The organism is Nocardioides sp. Z30_9 (genome assembly GCF_058215735.1).
In genome coordinates this window covers 1,616,203-1,630,042 of record NZ_JBZAJF010000001.1, presented here as the reverse complement: position 1 = coordinate 1,630,042, position 13,840 = coordinate 1,616,203, and the positions used below count along the sequence as shown (strand labels likewise).

The 13,840-nt window shown below is 70.8% G+C and carries 12 protein-coding genes and 1 tRNA gene; 11 read left to right on the top strand and 2 right to left on the bottom strand.

What is annotated here, in order from left to right; all coding sequences use genetic code 11:
* Window positions 1-19 precede the first annotated feature (19 nt).
* The 7 genes from AC4BGB_RS07830 to AC4BGB_RS07800 all read left to right on the top strand — a co-directional run bounded on the left by AC4BGB_RS07830 (window position 20) and on the right by AC4BGB_RS07800 (window position 5,418).
* Window positions 20-1,405: a UTP--glucose-1-phosphate uridylyltransferase gene (locus AC4BGB_RS07830; RefSeq protein ID WP_490546216.1), complete on the top strand. Its 1,386-nt coding sequence runs from the start codon at window positions 20-22 to the stop codon at window positions 1,403-1,405.
* 10 nt (window positions 1,406-1,415) lie between these two features.
* Complete coding sequence (gene glp, locus AC4BGB_RS07825; protein ID WP_490546215.1) at window positions 1,416-2,663, top strand: molybdotransferase-like divisome protein Glp; 1,248 nt, start codon at window positions 1,416-1,418, stop codon at window positions 2,661-2,663.
* Window positions 2,664-2,675: 12 nt separating this feature from the next.
* On the top strand, window positions 2,676-3,155 hold the full coding sequence (gene moaC, locus AC4BGB_RS07820) for a cyclic pyranopterin monophosphate synthase MoaC (protein WP_490546214.1): 480 nt from the start codon (window positions 2,676-2,678) through the stop codon (window positions 3,153-3,155).
* A gap of 5 nt (window positions 3,156-3,160) precedes the next feature.
* Window positions 3,161-3,631, top strand: coding sequence for a MogA/MoaB family molybdenum cofactor biosynthesis protein (locus AC4BGB_RS07815; RefSeq protein ID WP_490546800.1), 471 nt, complete (start codon window positions 3,161-3,163; stop codon window positions 3,629-3,631).
* Window positions 3,632-3,645: 14 nt separating this feature from the next.
* Window positions 3,646-4,251, top strand: a complete 606-nt coding sequence (locus AC4BGB_RS07810; RefSeq protein WP_490546213.1) for a GNAT family N-acetyltransferase — start codon at window positions 3,646-3,648, stop codon at window positions 4,249-4,251.
* A 61-nt stretch (window positions 4,252-4,312) separates the two neighbouring features.
* Entirely contained in the window at window positions 4,313-5,179 is an 867-nt protein-coding gene (gene sepX, locus AC4BGB_RS07805; protein ID WP_490546212.1) for a divisome protein SepX/GlpR, read from the top strand.
* Between the two features lie 166 nt (window positions 5,180-5,345).
* Window positions 5,346-5,418: transfer RNA gene (locus AC4BGB_RS07800), tRNA-Ala, on the top strand.
* Window positions 5,419-5,627: 209 nt separating this feature from the next.
* Here the strand turns inward: AC4BGB_RS07800 and AC4BGB_RS07795 are convergent.
* Window positions 5,628-6,353 (bottom strand): aspartate/glutamate racemase family protein, encoded by a 726-nt coding sequence (locus AC4BGB_RS07795; protein ID WP_490546211.1) that lies wholly within the window; start codon window positions 6,351-6,353, stop codon window positions 5,628-5,630.
* Between the two features lie 85 nt (window positions 6,354-6,438).
* On the opposite strand from AC4BGB_RS07795, the gene AC4BGB_RS07790 reads away from it, so the two are divergent.
* The 4 genes from AC4BGB_RS07790 (at window position 6,439) to AC4BGB_RS07775 (ending at window position 12,391) form a co-directional block, all read left to right on the top strand.
* A complete protein-coding gene (locus AC4BGB_RS07790; RefSeq protein ID WP_490546210.1) occupies window positions 6,439-7,329 on the top strand; it encodes a LysR family transcriptional regulator in 891 nt (296 codons plus the stop codon).
* Between the two features lie 142 nt (window positions 7,330-7,471).
* A complete protein-coding gene (locus AC4BGB_RS07785; protein WP_490546209.1) occupies window positions 7,472-8,662 on the top strand; it encodes an NAD-dependent epimerase/dehydratase family protein in 1,191 nt (396 codons plus the stop codon).
* Window positions 8,662-10,476 (top strand): hypothetical protein, encoded by a 1,815-nt coding sequence (locus AC4BGB_RS07780; protein ID WP_490546208.1) that lies wholly within the window; start codon window positions 8,662-8,664, stop codon window positions 10,474-10,476. Before AC4BGB_RS07785 ends, AC4BGB_RS07780 begins: the two co-directional genes overlap by 1 nt.
* A gap of 7 nt (window positions 10,477-10,483) precedes the next feature.
* The gene (locus tag AC4BGB_RS07775) at window positions 10,484-12,391 is read left to right on the top strand and encodes a glycosyltransferase family 2 protein (protein WP_490546207.1); all 1,908 of its coding nucleotides are present in this window, start codon (window positions 10,484-10,486) and stop codon (window positions 12,389-12,391) included.
* Between the two features lie 50 nt (window positions 12,392-12,441).
* Here AC4BGB_RS07775 and AC4BGB_RS07770 read toward each other — a convergent pair whose 3' ends face one another.
* Window positions 12,442-13,674 carry a TerC family protein gene (locus AC4BGB_RS07770; RefSeq protein ID WP_490546206.1) on the bottom strand — a complete coding sequence of 411 codons (1,233 nt, stop codon included), beginning with the start codon at window positions 13,672-13,674 and terminating at the stop codon, window positions 12,442-12,444.
* Window positions 13,675-13,840 lie beyond the last annotated feature (166 nt).

Sequence of the window (13,840 nt, the reverse complement as noted above, 5' to 3'; positions counted from 1 at the left end):
ATCAGCCTACGATCGGCACATGACATCGAAAGGACTGCGGCAGGCCACCGAGAAGATGCAGGCCGCGGGCGTGGACGACCTGGCCATCCAGGTGTTCGCGCACTACTACCGACAGCTCGAGCACGGCGAGAAGGGCGTGATCGCCGAGAGCACGATCGAGCCGCTGGACATGCCCTCACTGGACGACGTCGAGGTGAGCGAGGAAGCGGCCGCGAAGGCGATCGGCGCCACGGTCGTGATCAAGCTCAACGGCGGCCTCGGCACCTCGATGGGGATGGCCCGCGCCAAGTCCCTGCTGTGCGTGCGCCGGGGACTGTCGTTCCTCGACGTGATCGCCCGGCAGGTGCTCCACCAGCGCCGGGAGTACGGCGCCACGCTGCCGCTGATCTTCATGAACAGCTTCCGCACCTCGGCCGACACCCTCGCCGCGCTGGAGCGCTACCAGGACCTCGCCGTCCCCGGGCTGCCTTTGGAGTTCCTGCAGAACAAGGAGCCCAAGCTGCGCGCCGACGACCTGCGACCGGTCAGCTGGCCGCGGGACCCGTCGATGGAGTGGTGTCCGCCCGGGCACGGCGACATCTACACGGCGCTGATGTCGAGCGGGTTGCTCGACCAGCTCATCGACGCCGGCTACCGGCAGGCGTTCGTCTCCAACTCCGACAACCTCGGTGCCGTGGCCGACGCGCGGGTCGCCGGGTGGTTCGCCGAGTCGGGTGCGCCGTTCGCGATCGAGGCCGTGCGGCGTACCAAGTCCGACCGCAAGGGCGGCCACTTCGCCCGCCGCAAGGCCGACGGGCGGATCGTGCTGCGCGAGACGGCGCAGACGGCAAAGGCCGACCTGGAGGCGCTGGGCGACCTCGACCGGCACAAGTACTGCTCGACCAACAACCTGTGGTTCGACCTCGAGCGGATGCGCGACGAGAGCCGGCGCCGTGACGGGATCCTCGGGCTGCCGCTGATCCGCAACGTCAAGAACGTCGACCCCAGCGACTCCTCGAGCCCCGAGGTGATCCAGATCGAGACCGCGATGGGCGCGGCGATCGAGGTCTTCGACGACTCCCGCACGATCGAGGTCGGCCGGGACCGGTTCGTGCCGGTGAAGACGACCAACGACCTGCTGGTGCTCCGCTCGGACGCCTACGACCTCGGCGAGGACTTCGTCCTGGACCAGGTGGCCGAGACGCTCCCGTTCATCGACCTCGACGAGCACTACAAGCTGGTCGAGGACTTCGACAAGCGGTTCCCGACCGGGGTCCCGTCGCTGAAGGGCGCGGAGTCGCTGGTGGTCTCCGGCGACTGGACCTTCGGCAAGGGAGTCCGGATCCGGGGCGCCGTCGAGGTCGAGGGTGCGCACGGCCGGATCGAGGCGGGCCAGGTCCTCGGTGAGGAACCCACCGCGGACTAGGGTCGTCCCCATGCCTGTCGAGCCGCCCCCGGACCTGCTGCCGGTCGAGGACCACCTCGAGCGAGTGCTCAGCCGCATCGAGTCGATGCAGCCCTTCGACCACCCGCTGATGGACGCGATCGGCCTGCCCGTGGGGGAGGACGTCGTCTCCCCGGTCTCGCTGCCGGTCTTCGACAACTCCGGCATGGACGGGTACGCCGTGGCGTTCCGCGACGTCGCCGAGGCCACCGGTGAACGGCCCGCCCACCTGCCGGTGGTCGGTGAGATCGCGGCCGGGCAGGCCACGATCTTCTCGCTGACGCCGGGCACCGCCGTGCGGATCATGACTGGGGCGCCGGTCCCCGCCGGGTGCACCGCTGTGGTCCCGTTCGAGTGGACCGAGGAGCAGGGCCGCGAGGTGCTCGTCCACCGGGCGCCCGAGGAGGGCCAGCACATCCGTCGCGCCGGCGAGGAGGTCTCCAAGGGCGACGTGCTGATGCGTCGCGGTGAGGTCATCGGCACCCGGCAGGTCGGGCTGCTCGCCGCGGTCGGCCTCGGCCGGGTCTCCACCTCGCCCCGGCCCCGGGTGGTGGTGATGTCGACCGGCTCCGAGCTCGTCGAGCCCGGACGGCCCCTGGGGCACGACAGCATCTACGACGCGAACAGCTACCTGCTGGCGGCGGCGGTCCGCGCGCACGGCGGCAGCGCGTACCGGGTGGTCGCCAGCTCGGACGACCCCACCGCGTTCACCGAGGCGCTCACCGACCAGCTGGCGCGGGCCGACCTCGTGGTCACGAGCGGCGGCGTCAGCAAGGGCACCCACGACGTGGTCAAGGAGGTGCTCACCGAGCTCGGCACCGTGGACTTCCTCGAGGTGGCGATGCAGCCCGGCAAGCCGCAGGGGTTCGGCGTCGTCGGCGAGGACCGGACTCCCATCTTCACGCTGCCGGGCAACCCGGTCTCGGCGTACGTCTCCTTCGAGATGTTCGTGGTCCCGGCCCTGCACAAGCTGATGGGCCGCGAGCCCGCCGGGCGGCGGCTGGTGACCGCGACCGTCCAGACCTCGCTGCGCTCGATGCCGGGCAAGCAGCAGCTGGTCCGGGCGAAGGTCGAGCTCGGCGCCGAGGGGGTCCGGGTCACCCCCGTCGGTGGCGCGGGCTCGCACCTGATCGCCGGCCTCGCCGAGGCCGACGCGCTGATCGTGCTGGCAGAGGGAGTCACCCGGATCGACCAGGGTGACCAGGTCCCGGTGCTGCTGCTCGACCGGCCGCTGGACTGAGGGAGGAACCACATGGAGCGCTTCACCCATCTCGACGAGTCCGGCGCGGCCAGGATGGTCGACGTCTCCGGCAAGGACGTCACCTCGCGATCGGCCACCGCGACCGGCCGGGTGCTGGTCTCCCCAGCGGTGGTGGAGGCGCTGCGCGGGGACGGGGTGCCCAAGGGCGACGCCCTCGGGGTGGCTCGCGTCGCCGGGATCATGGCCGCCAAGCGGACCCCCGACCTGGTCCCCCTGTGCCACCCGCTGTCCATCTCCGGGGTCACCGTGGACCTCGAGGTCCACGACTCCGGGGTCACGATCACCGCGACCGTGCGCACCACGGACCGCACCGGGGTGGAGATGGAGGCGCTGACCGCGGTCTGCGTCGCGGCGCTGACCGTGATCGACATGGTCAAGGCGGTCGACAAGAACGCGGAGATCACCGACGTGCGGCTGGAGGAGAAGACCGGCGGGAAGAGCGGCACCTACCGGCGCGAGGGCTCCCGGTGACCTCGCTGCCCGCGGCGGTCGTGGTCGCCTCGAACCGCGCGGCGGCCGGGGTCTACGAGGACACCACCGGCCCGCTGATCGCCGAGGCGCTGCGCGGCGCCGGCTGGACCGTGGGCGACCCCGTCGTCGTACCGGACGGGGAGCCGGTGGGGGAGGCGATCCGCGCGGCCGTGCGGTCCGGGGCGCGGGCCGTGCTGACCACCGGGGGGACCGGTCTCACCCCGACCGACCTCACCCCCGAGGTGACCCGCGGCCTGCTGGAGCGCGAGGTGCCCGGGATCGCCGAGGCCATCCGGGCGCACGGCATCGGCAAGGGCGTCAGCACGGCGGCGCTCTCCCGTGGGGTCGCCGGCACCCTGGGGGGCGCGCTCGTGGTCAACCTCCCCGGGTCGCGCGGCGGCGTCAGGGACGGCCTCGAGGTCGTCGTACCACTGCTGCGGCACGCCGTCGAGCAGATCGTGGGGAGCGACCACTGAGCGCCGGCTGGCCGGTGGTGCTGGATGCCGGCGAGGTGCGGTTGCGGCCGATCAGCCGGCACGACAAGGACGTCTGGCGGCGGGTCCGGCAGGCGAACGCCGGCTGGCTCGGCCGCTGGGACGCGACCGCGCCCTCCCGCAGCCAGGTCCAGCCACGCAGCTACGGGGCGATGGTGCGCCAGATGCTGATCGAGGCGAAGGCCGGCCGGCAGCTGCCGTTCGTGGTGGAGTTCGGCGGCCGGTTCGTCGGGCAGGTGACGGTGAGCAACATCGTGCGGGGATCGGCGCAGTTCGCCTCGATCGGCTACTGGATCGACCAGGAGTACGCCGGGCGCGGGATCACCCCGGTGGCGGTGGCGCTGGCGATCGACCACTGCTTCGGACCGGTGGGGCTGCACCGCATCGAGGTGGCGGTGCGGCCGGAGAACACCTCCTCGCTGCGCGTGGTGGAGAAGCTCGGCATCAAGGAGTTCGGGTTCGCCCCTCGTTTCCTGCACATCGACGGCAACTGGCGCGACCACCGGCTGTTCGCGATCACCCGCGAGGAAGTGCCGCTGGGACTGCTGAAACGCCTCGAGAACACCCGCCGATCACAAGATTCACAGCAGTCACACGAGTGATCTCCCGACACACCGCCACGCATGCGGCTCCGGGCCCAGCCCCCCTCGTATCGTCAGCCCCGTGGACTTGTCAGCAGTTATCTTCGTCGTGCTCGCCGTCGCCTGGGCGCTCTACCTGATCCCGAAGGCGCTCAAGCACCACGACGAGCTGGCCAGTGACCGCCTCGTGGAGGGCCACTCTGACAAGGTGCGCATCCTCACCCGCAAGGCCAAGGGCGGCCAGACGCAGGTGGTCGAGGTCGAGACCGAGCACGTCGAGACCGTCGAGAAGACAGTCACCGCCCCCCGGCGCACGAAGCCCGCTGCCCCGAGCGTCCCTGCACAGACGCGTCCCCTCGTGACCCGTGCCGCGGCCCGCAAGGCGGCCCAGCGCCGCCGCCGGGTGCTCGGGCTGCTCGTCGCGGCACTCGCCGTCGTGTGGGCCCTGACCTGGTTCGCCTACCTGCCGATCTGGGCGCCCGCGGTCCCCGGGGCACTGGTGGTCGGCTGGCTGGTCCTCGCCCGGCTCTCGGTCCGCAAGCTCAACGCCCGCCGGTCCTCGGCCGTCGTGGCCCCGTCGGTCCCCGAGGCCGCCCAGGCCGACGCGATCGAGGTCGAGCACGCACCCGCGCCCGTCGAGAAGGTCCAGCACTCGCAGGACCTCGTCGACCTGCTCGCCGAGGACACCGTGGGCCTGGAGCGTGCGGAGATCGAGGCCGCCCTCGCCGACGACGGCTCCCTGTGGGACCCGCTGCCGCTGACGCTGCCGACCTACGTGAACAAGGCTCGCGCCCGTCGTACGGTCCGCACGATCGAGCTCACCGGGATGAACAGCTCCGGCCACGACGAGGCCGACAGCACCCTGGCCCGCGAGGCCGCCGAGTCGGCCGAGGCGGCCTCCACCGAGACCGACACCGGCAACGGCGAGCGCCGGGTCGCCGGAGCCTAGGGCCGCGGCGCCAACCGCATGTAAATCGGGGTTATGGACGCTCATCAAGGTGCCGACCGGGCCTGAAGCGTCCACAACCCTCTCCAACATGCAGGCTGTCAGCAGGGGGCGATTCGGAGGGCCAGCCCTGCCGGTGGTAACTTTTCCCTCGCGCTGAACGGCGCATGGGGCTGTGGCGCAGTTGGTAGCGCGTCTCGTTCGCAATGAGAAGGTCAGGGGTTCGAATCCCCTCAGCTCCACCGACGACGAACCGCCCGTCACCTGCAGCTGCAGGAGGCGGGCGGTTCTACTTCTGCAGGGTGTGGGCGGGGCGGAAAAGGGTGCTGCCCGCCGCAATATCCTAACGACGGGCAGCTTGTCTCGGGCCGTCTCGGGGGTCGGCCCGCAAACCTCAGCGATGATGCCGGTCCTGCACCAATAAAGCCATGGTTCGTCCGAAATATGGATTTCACGGAGCCCGTCCGATGCCAGGGGCGGGGGTGCGATCCCCGAGCGCGGCGGCGACGGCGGCCTCGGCGTGGGTCCGCATCGAGTCCAGGACGGGGATCGGTGACTCCTCGGGACTGACGAGCAGCTCGATCTCGGTGCACCCGAAGACCACGGCCTCGGCGCCGGCCTCCCGCAGCCGCTCGATCACCGCGAGGTACGCCGCCCGCGACCGGTCCTCGACCCGGCCGAGGGTGAGCTCGTCGAAGACGATCCGGTCCACCTCCCGGCGCTCGTCGGGGTCGGGTACCTCCACGTCGAGGCCCGCCCGGGCGAGCCGTCCGACGTAGAAGTCCTCCTCCATCACCCAGCGCGTGCCGAGCACGCCGAGTCGAGACCAGCCGGACTCGCGCGCCCGGTCCGCGATCGCGTCGGTGATGCGCAGGAGCGGGACGTCGATGGCGGCCTCCACGTCGTCGGCCACCCGGTGCATCAGGTTGGTGCAGATCAGCACGAGATCGGCGCCGGACCGCTCGCAACGCCGGCCGGCCTCGGCGAGCAGGCGCCCGGCCGCGTCCCAGTCGCCGCGGACCTGGTGCTCCCTGACCTCGGCGAAGTCGAGGGACTCCATGGTGATCCGCGCCGACGCGTGGCCGCCGCGGCGTTGCGCCACGAGCTCGTTGACCACGCGGTAGTACTGCAGCGTCGAGTGCCAGCTCATGCCTCCGATGAGGCCGATCGTCTTCATGCCCTCCATGTTCGCCACCGGTCGGGGCCCTACGGAAGTCCCGAGTTCCTAGGACGACCCATAAGCAGGACTTATGCTCGAGCAGGTGGATGCGAAACGCCTGCTGATCTTCCGTGCCGTGGCCCGGGCGGGCTCGATCAGCGCCGCCGCCCGCGAGCTCGGCTGGACCCAGCCGGCCGTCAGCCAGCACCTGCGGGCACTGGAGCGGTCGGTGGGGTGCGCCCTCCTGCTCCGCGGCGCCGGTGGGGTCGACCTCACCGAGCCGGGCCGGGTGCTGCTCGCGCGCGCCGACGCGATCGCCGTACAGCTGCACATGGCGGGGGAGGAGCTCGCCGACCTGACCGAGCTCCGGCGCGGCCGGGTCCGCCTGGCGGCGTACCCCTCGGCGGCGGCGACCCTGGTCCCGCGTGCGGTGGCGGGCCTGCGGGAACGCCACCGCGAGGTCGACGTCGAGCTCGTCGAGGCCGAGCCGCCCGAGGCGATCGCGCAGGTGATCGCTGGTGACGTCGACCTCGCCCTGGTCTTCGGATACGAGGACCTCGCGCCCGTCGAGGCGCCGGGTCTGCTGTGGCACCCCCTGGCCGACGAGCCGGTGCGCCTCGTGGTCGGGGCCGAGCACCCCGCCGCGAGCCGCCGCCGCCTCGCCCTGCGCGACCTCGCCGAGGAGGAGTGGATCGTGGGGTGCGCGCGGTGCCGGGCGCACACGCTGCGGCTGTGCGCCGCCGCCGGCTTCGAGCCTCGCGTGCGGCACGTCAGTGACGACTACGTGGTGGTGCAGAACCTGGTCGCGGCCGGGCTGGGGGTCACGCTGCTGCCCCAGTCGGCGCTGGAGGCCTACCGGCACCCGGCCGTGTCCGTGCGCGGGCACGCGTCCTTCGGCACCCGGACCTTCGGCTTCGTGCACCGTGAAGGGGCTGACCGGGTTCCAGCGACGCAGGCGATGATCGCCGAGCTGCAGCGGGCGCCTCGGCCCTGAGCCCGGCTGTGCCCGGGCCGGAAGCGGTCTGGACCGCCCCTGCAGGCGGGGCCGCCGGTGAGGCCCGCCGGCCGGGTCGGGACGAAGCCTCGGTGCAGGGCTGCGACCTACGCTGAATGTGGTCAACCCGTGAGGAGAGATCATGAAGGTGCTTGTTCTCGGGGGCGATGGATTCTGTGGCTGGCCGAGTGCGGTGCACCTGTCCCGCGCGGGCCACGACGTGACCATCGTCGACAACCTGGTCCGGCGACGGATGGACGAAGAGCTCGGGGTGCAGTCGCTGACCCCGATCCGCACGCTGCCCGAACGGTTGTCGGCCTGGGAAGAGGTCACCGGATCGGTCATCGGGTACGACGACCTCGACCTCGCCCACGACTACGACCGCCTCCTCGCCCTGCTGGAGCATCTGCGCCCGGACGCGGTCGTGCACTTCGCCGAGCAGCGCTCCGCGCCGTACTCGATGAAGGACAGCGCCCACAAGCGGTACACGGTCGACAACAACGCCAACGGCACGCACAACCTGCTCGCGGGCCTCGTGGAGGTGGGCCTCGACGCGCACCTGGTGCACCTCGGGACCACCGGCGTCTACGGCTATGAGACCTCGCCGGTCGACCTGCCCGAGGGATACCTCGAGGTGAGCTACCCCGATCGTCAGGGCGGCACGGTCACCCGCGAGATCCTCTACCCGACCAAGCCCGGCAGCGTCTACCACCTGACGAAGTCGATGGACCAGCTGATGTTCCAGTACTACGCCGAGAACGACAAGGTGCGAGTGACCGACCTGCACCAGGGCATCGTCTGGGGCACCCAGACCGACGACACCCGGCTCGACGACCGGCTGGTCAACCGGTTCGACTACGACGGCGACTTCGGCACCGTGCTGAACCGGTTCCTGATGCAGGCAGCGATCGGCTACCCGCTGACGGTGTACGGCACCGGGGGCCAGACGCGGGCGTTCATCAACATCCAGGACACCGTGCGCTGCGTGCGGATGGCCGTGGAGTCCGGCGACCAGGTGCGGGGCCGGGCGCGGATCATGAACCAGCTCGCCGAGACCCTGCGCGTCGAGGACCTCGCCCAGCTCGTGGCGGGGATGCTCGGCGGGACCGTCGACCACGTCTCCAACCCCCGGGTCGAGGCGGCCGAGAACGAGCTGGCGCTGCGCAACGACAACCTGCGCGCGCTCGGCCTCGACCCGATCCTGGTGGGCGAGGGGCTGATGCGGGAGTCGATCGAGATCGCCAGCCGGTACGCCGATCGCTGTGACCGCTCCAAGATCCGGGCGGAGTCCTACTGGACCCGTGGCCGGCGAGCTGCCGCGGAGGAGGGCTGATGCGCGGAAGGTGGCTGCCGGTGGGGGCGCTGGTCTTCCTCCTCGTGGCGATTCTCGTCGTGGTCGGGGCCGTGCTGGCTCGCCCGAGCTGGTTCAGCAACGACGAGGACAACGTGCCCCCGGATCACGTGTTCAGCACGAGCCTGCTCGACCTGGGGAAGGTGAGCGGGATCCGTCTCAGCGACGACAACTCAACCTCGGGGAGCTTCACCGTCCCGGTGCCGGTCGACTCCCGCCTGGAGCATTCCGTGCTGCTCCTGCGCGGGAACACCGAGGTCGCGCAGGCCAGCACCGTCTTCCTGCGGGTGCTGATCGACGGCGAGTCGGTCTTCGTCTCGGAGCTCGAGCCCGGTGACCGCGAGCTGAAGGCGGACATCGACGTGCCCAGGTGGGCCGTCGAGGACGGTGAGCTGCACGTGCAGCTCCGCACGACGGGCAGTCTGGACCAGCGGCGGTGCAACGTCACCACCGAGATCGGTGCCCTGGTGGCCCTGGACGCCGAGGACACCCGGGTGCGGGGGGAGCTGCTGGACGAGCCGCTGCACACCGTGCGGGACGTGGTCGCGGAGCTGGGGCACGAGGTCACGCTGGTCCTCTCGCCCCGGGCGAGCTCACGCGAGTGGTTCGCGACCGCGGCCCGGCTGGGCGCCTTCCTCACCCAGCGTGGGTACGACGTCTCCTACTCCGAGAGCGTCCCGGACGCCGAGGACCACAGTGAGACCCCGATCCTCCTCGGCCCCCCTGACGCGCTCTCCACCCTGGACTGGGAGACAGCGGCCGACAGCGGCTCGGTTCGGGTCGGGACGCGAGGCGACGTGACGCTGCTCGGTGTGGTCACGCCCGCGGCCGACGTCGTACCGACGTTCCTGACCACGAGCGCGGTCACCACGAGTGACTCCGGCTCCACCGACCCCAGGGCGGCTGCGCCTCAGCGGGCCGTCGGCAGCGGTGCGACCCTCGAGGACCTCGGGGTCGACACGTCGGTGCAGCAGATCTCCGACCGCCGCAGCTGGCGGGTGCCGTACTCGCTGGCGGACCTGCCGGGTGGCACCGTGCCGGCCTCGTTCCAGATCTCGATGATGGTCCCTGCCACCACCGTCGACGCCCGCTGGCTGGTGGAGGTGCGCCTCAACGACGACCTCCTCGCCAGCTCACGGCTTCCCGGCGCCGGCCGTCAGTCGTTGTCGGTCGCACTCCCGCCCCGGGACCAGCTGGTGCGCAACGAGCTGACGGTGACGCTGATCCGTGACCGCGACCTCGGTGGCTGCAACGTCCGGCAGACCTCCTACGACGTTCAGCTGCTCAAGGATTCCGCCCTGACCGGCGGCGGGGCAGGCGCCGGCTTCACCGCCGTACCGGCGCAGTACGCCGACGGCTACGACGTCATCGTGCCGAGCTCGGTCCTCGAGGACCCGACCACCGCCCTCGCCGGGCTGGTGCCCACGCTGGGGGAGTTCAGCGGCTGGCGCCAGGAGGCCGTGTTCGCCTGGGACGGCACGCTCCGGGCGCGCCCCTTCCTGTTCTTCGGTCCGCCTCCGGCCCGGAACGCTCCACTGGTCACCCTCGCCGGCGGGCGGATCCGCTCCGGCGGCTTCGACCTGTCCTCCTTCGAGGACGGCATCGTGCTGCAGTGCGTACGTGCGGGCCGAGAGCCCGGCATGGTGCTCACACCAGTCGGTGACCCCGAGGTGGTCGTGCCGCCGTACGGCCGGGAGCAGGCCCGCCTGGTCGCCGGCGGTGGTGGCGGGTTCGTGGTGAGCAGGTCGGGCCGGGTGGTGAGCGCACCCGAGGTGAGGGCGGAGACCCCGAGGTGACGACGCGGTGACCACTCCGGCCGAGGACGGGGCGGGAGAGCCCGGGTCGAGGTCCGAGGAGCTCATCGCTCCCGAGGCCGTTCGTGAGCACTACCGCTCGGTGGACAGCGCCCCCGAGGAATACGCCATGAGGCGCTCACCCCGAACGGTGATCGCGTTCCTCGTCTCGTTCGTGGCGCTCAGCCTCCTGGCGCTGCTCCTGATCGCGGGCCTGATCGGGACGGGACGGCTGGAGGACCGGGACATCGTGCTGTTCTCCGCTTCCGGGAGCAAGGCGACGATTCCCGTGCGGATCTTCATCCTGGTGTACTTCACGGTGTACAGCCTGACCCTGGCCACCAACCTCTGGCGTCGCCTGTTGGTGTTCCTCGAGCTTGTCGGATCAGTCCTGCTGATCAGCCTGGCCGTCGACCTGCTGACCCTGGCGGCACACCGGATCCCCGGCGTCTCCCCACCGGTGGCCGCGCAACAGATCATCGGCTCGATCATCGCCGTGGCCGTGTTTCCCGTGGTCGTGCTGGCCAACGCCCGGCTTCCCGATCCCGTGCCCGCTCCGGCGCCGACGGCCCGGATCGGCGCCGGAGGCTGGGCCCGGCTGCTGGTGCCGGTGCTACTGGCGGTCGCACTGGCGGTCCATGTGGCGCAGGAGCTGGACGGCGTGGTGTCGGTGATGCGGGCCGTCGCCCTCCTCGGCGGGATCGGCCCCGGCGTGTTCCTGGTCCAGCAGGCAGTCTCGGTGTTCGCCGCGGCGATCGGGGTCGTCCTGGTGGCCAGGGGGAGCCGCTCGCACTTCACTGGGCCGGTCGGCGTGCTGGTCCCCGCCCACAACGAGGCGCACGGGATCGCGGCGACCATCCACGCTCTCGACCTCGCGGCCGGGTCCTACGACGCTCCGGTGCACCTGTACGTCGTGGACAACGCCTCCGACGACGACACCGTCGCCGTCGCGAAAGAGGCCATGGCGCGGACCCGTCACCTGACCTGCACGATGCTCAGCTGTGCCCGGCCGGGAAAGGCCGCGGCCCTGAACCACGGGCTGGACCGGCTGACCGAGCCCTTCGTGCTGCGCCTCGATGCCGACTCCCTGGTCGAGGAGCGCTGCCTGGGCAAGGTGATGCGGCACTTCAGCAATCCCCTTGTCGGTGCCGTGGGGGGCCTGCCGCTGCCGACGCGCACCGAGACCTCCATCGACCGGGTGCGGCTGGTCGAGGTGCTCCTGCGGCACGCCTTCTACCAGGTGGCACGCATGGGGTACGGCGGGGTCGTGGGCGTGCCGGGCATGCTGACGGCGTACCGGGGCTCGGCGCTCGACGAGGCCGGGCCGATCATGCAGGGGATCAACGGTGAGGACACCGACATCTGCATGCGGTTGAACTCGCTGGGCTACCGCTGCGTCGTCGACCCGCGGGCCGTCTACGCCAGCGAGGTCCCCCGCACCTGGGCACACCTGACCGAGCAGCGGATCCGGTGGTTCCGCAGCACCTACCACGTGGCCGCCCACAACCGGCGAGCATTGCTGCGGCCGGGATCGATGGCGGGGACCGTGGTGCTGCCCTTCGCACTGTTCAACACGGCGCGTCGCGCGATGCTGATCCCGCTGCTCTTCTTCGCCGCGCTGACGCTCAGCATCTTCGAGGTCGCCTTCGCCGGCGTGGGCTGGCAGCCACTGCTGGCCATGGTGATCGGGCTCCCCGCGCTCGTCGCGATCGCGGTGTGTCTGCTGCTGGGTCGGCCGAGGGCCCTGCTCTATCTGCCCGAGTACCTCGTGTTCCGGATGATCCGCAGTTACCTCACCCTGTCCTCGCTGCTCACGATGCGGTTCCCCCCGATTGACTCCCCGTGGCAGTGGTACCGCGCCCGGGGGAGGCCGGCACCGGACGAGCCCGATTCCCACCCCGGTCGCACCTCACGCTGACCCGGTCGGTGTTCAGCAGCGTGGACCCCGCGTGACAAGCCGTGTGGCTGCTACGGGGACCCGATGATCTTCGACGGACCGGCGGGGTCCGCCTCGCCCCGCTCGACCGCGGCCTCGTGGCTCGCGCGCGCCCGTTCCAGCAGGGCCATCAGCGCGGGTTCGTCGCGCACCTTCTGGCGGTACTTCGCCCCGAGGTCGACGATCTGGTCACGCTCCTCGAGCAGCAGCTTGAAGATCCGCTCGCGCTCGGCCGGGTCGGCGGTGTACTCCGAGTCCAGGTAGTTGGTCGCGTGCCGGCGGGCGTTGGCGATCGCGTTCTGCGCCTTTCCGGCAGGGCTCAGCAAGGAGGCCGCGACCGTCACGACCAGGACACCCAGGATCACGCTGAGGGAGAGCCCGGTGCTGATCTCGACGACCTTGACGTGCTCACCGTCGTTGATGAACGGCACGTTGTTCTCGTGCAGGGCGTGCAGGATCAGCTTCACGCCGATGAAGCCCAGGATCGCCGCCAGGCCGTAGGAGAGGTAGATCAGCCGGTCCAGCAGGCCGTCGATGAGGAAGTAGAGCTGGCGCAGCCCGAGCAGGGAGAAGGCGGTGGCGGTGAACACGATGAACGTGTTCTGGGTGAGGCCGAAGATCGCCGGGATCGAGTCGAGCGCGAACAGGATGTCGGTGCCGCCGATGGCCACCATCACCAGCAGCATCGGCGTCATCACGCGCTTGCCGTTCTCGACGGTGAAGAGCCTGTCGCCGTCGTAGTGCTCGGTGGTGTGGAAGACCTTGCGGGCGAGCCGGATGATGAAGTTGTCGGCCGAGTGCGACTCCTCGCCCTCGGGCTTGAGCATGTTGCCCGCGGTGAGCAGCAGGATCAGGCCGAAGAGGTAGAAGATCCAGGCGAAGGAGTTGATCAGCGCGGCGCCGAGGAAGATGAATCCCGTCCGGGCGATCAGCGCGAACACGATCCCGAACAGCAGCACCTTCTGCTGGTCCTCGCGCGGCACCCGGAAGCTGCTCATGATGATCAGGAAGACGAACAGGTTGTCGACCGAGAGCGCCTTCTCCGTGACGTAGCCGGCGAAGTACTCCGAGCCGGGCCCGGTCCCGCCGAACACCAGCACGCCGAGGCCGAAGAGCACCGCCATGCCGACGTACAGCGCGGACCACAGTGCAGCCTCGCGCAGGGTCGGGACGTGGGCCTTGCGGACGTGGAAGACGAAGTCGAAGGCCAGGAGGCCGAGGATCGCGACGATCGTCAGCCCCCAGACGAGAGCCGAAACATCCATCGAGCTGTTACTCCTATACCGGGGATCGACGCGGGCGCTGACAGCGTAAGGAGGCCGACCAAACGTGCTGGTCGGGGCGGACCCAGAACCAGAGAACCACCCGCGGACCCCCATCGGGGGGAAGGGGAACCGCGGGTGGTCTGCTCCCTGAAGAGCACTGTGAGCC